Source organism: Thalassospira sp. MIT1004 (assembly GCF_001858545.1).
Taxonomy (GTDB): domain Bacteria; phylum Pseudomonadota; class Alphaproteobacteria; order Rhodospirillales; family Thalassospiraceae; genus Thalassospira; species Thalassospira xiamenensis.
This window is the reverse complement of the sequence record NZ_MCAO01000029.1, coordinates 1-1940: the sequence shown is the minus strand read 5'-3', so window position 1 is coordinate 1940 and position 1940 is coordinate 1. Positions and strand designations below refer to the sequence as shown.

Sequence of the window (1940 nt, the reverse complement as noted above, 5' to 3'; positions counted from 1 at the left end):
GTCCCTTAACTTCAAAACCCCTGCCGAGCTATTCTCTGAGCAGGTCAAACATGTTGCACTTCAAGTGTGAGTCCATCTTCCCGCCTTCGCGGGAATGACGACAAAGGGGCAGCGACCGCTCCCTCCCTCCAAAACCCACCGTCACTCCCGCGAAAGCGGGAGTCCAGTCTGCTCCTTCCTCAAAAACACCAGCCTTGATTGACTTTTAGCGATACAGTACCCGTACCTGTTCGCCCCAAACACGACACCAAGGCCCCACCATGATCGATATCCAGCATGCCGAAGCCCGCCACCGCACCGGATGGGAACGCCTCTGGCGGCAAAACATCATCCAGTTCGGCGCACCCGACATGCCTGACGACGTGATTGATGGCCTGTGGCAGCGCATCCTTGACCCCAGCCACCCGATGCAGGCATGGCTGGCCTTGGATCATGACCAAGATGATGATGACCAATCCGTCATCGGACTGGCCCACCTCATCATCCATCCACACACCTTCACGCTGCGCGATGTCGCCTATCTCGAAGATTTCTGGGTATCGCCCGATCACCGCAGCCGCGGCATCGGCAGCCTGATGATGGACGCCCTGCAAGAACAGGCAAAACAAAACAACTGGCTCCGCCTCTACTGGCTCACCGCCAGCGACAACCACGGCGCCCAACGCCTTTATGACCGGCTGGCAAAACGGGTTGATTCGGTGCTGTATAAGATTGATATCGACTAAAACTCCGGCATCGGAAACAATATCAAAATCGGCCAACCTGCTAACGTAATGATCGCAACAACTGTTACTGTCTGTAACTTTTTAATTGACGATACCGTCAATAGTGGACCATATTGTTCATGCGTCGCACGAATGAAAGTTTGTGCACGCTTTCCGAGGCCCACGTTCATCGTGGGTCTTCGTGTTTCTGGGGGAGACACATGACCTACATCGCCTATCTTGATGAATTTGGTCATATCGGCCCCTACGTTTCCCGCATCCATCCACGATATAAAGAAAGCCCGGTTTTTGGCCTCGCAGGTTTGATATTGCCTGCATCAGAAGTCCGATCTTTCGGTACCTGGTTTTTCCAGAGAAAACAGGAATTGCTGGATTGGGAAATAAAGCGGGCGGGAAAACACCCGGCAACGTGGGAGAAAAAAGGCGCTGCCCTCTACACCCTGCGCAATATCTCAAAGTATCCGGAACTCCGGCATTTCACCAACCGGCTGTTCAATAAAATTGAAAATATCGGTGGCAAGGTATTCTTTGTCGGAACAGAAAAAACCGCATCCCCCGAAGAGCATGAACCCAACCGGCTCTATATTTCCATCCTCCGCGAAGCCATAAAACGCATCAATCAGTTTTGCGAAGATGATTGCCCGTCAGGAACCTCTTTCCTGCTGGTCCTTGATGAACATGACCAACGGGATGCACTCGTCACCGCTGCTGCTCAAGCAATGTATAATACTGACGACCCACGCCGCAGACTGATCGAGCCTCCTTTTCAGGTTGAAAGCAATCGATACCAGACATTGCAGGCGGCCGACTGGATTGCGGCTCTGGTGGGGCGTCTAGGCGCCTGCTGGGCGGAAAGCGGGCAATATGAAGATTGGACACCGATACGCAATTACTTCGAAGCCCGCATAAACCGCGTCGCGGTTCGAAGCGGCATCAGGACAGGTGCAGCGGCTAGCTTCATTGACAAAGAAGCCAATGAAATCGCTAAAACACTCGAAAGCTAGCTTCTTGCTCCCCTATTCACTGAAATTTCGTCTTATTGGCAAACCTGACCTGAAAACTGGATTCCCGCCTGCGCGGGAATGACAAACTTGGGGTTCACTTCCCAACCACAAGAACCACCGTCACTCCCGCGAAAGCGGGAGGATGGACTCACACTTGAAGTGCAACATGTTTGACCTGCTCAGAGAATAGCTCGGCAGGGGTTTTGAAGTT

Annotated in this window: 2 protein-coding genes; both read left to right on the top strand. The window is 52.8% G+C overall.

Annotated elements, in window-relative coordinates:
- Positions 1 to 260 precede the first annotated feature (260 nt).
- Positions 261 to 725: a GNAT family N-acetyltransferase gene (locus BC440_RS11570; RefSeq protein ID WP_065701673.1), complete on the top strand. Its 465-nt coding sequence runs from the start codon at positions 261 to 263 to the stop codon at positions 723 to 725.
- 200 nt (positions 726 to 925) lie between these two features.
- A complete protein-coding gene (locus BC440_RS11565) occupies positions 926 to 1729 on the top strand; it encodes a DUF3800 domain-containing protein (protein WP_065701674.1) in 804 nt (267 codons plus the stop codon).
- The last annotated feature ends 211 nt before the right edge of the window (positions 1730 to 1940 follow it).

Bases quoted from the DNA above. Each gene is read 5' to 3' on its own strand.
- BC440_RS11565 (WP_065701674.1), top strand. From the start codon at position 926: ATGACCTACATCGCCTATCTTGATGAATTTGGTCATATCGGCCCCTAC.
- BC440_RS11570 (WP_065701673.1), top strand. From the start codon at position 261: ATGATCGATATCCAGCATGCCGAAGCCCGCCACCGCACCGGATGGGAA.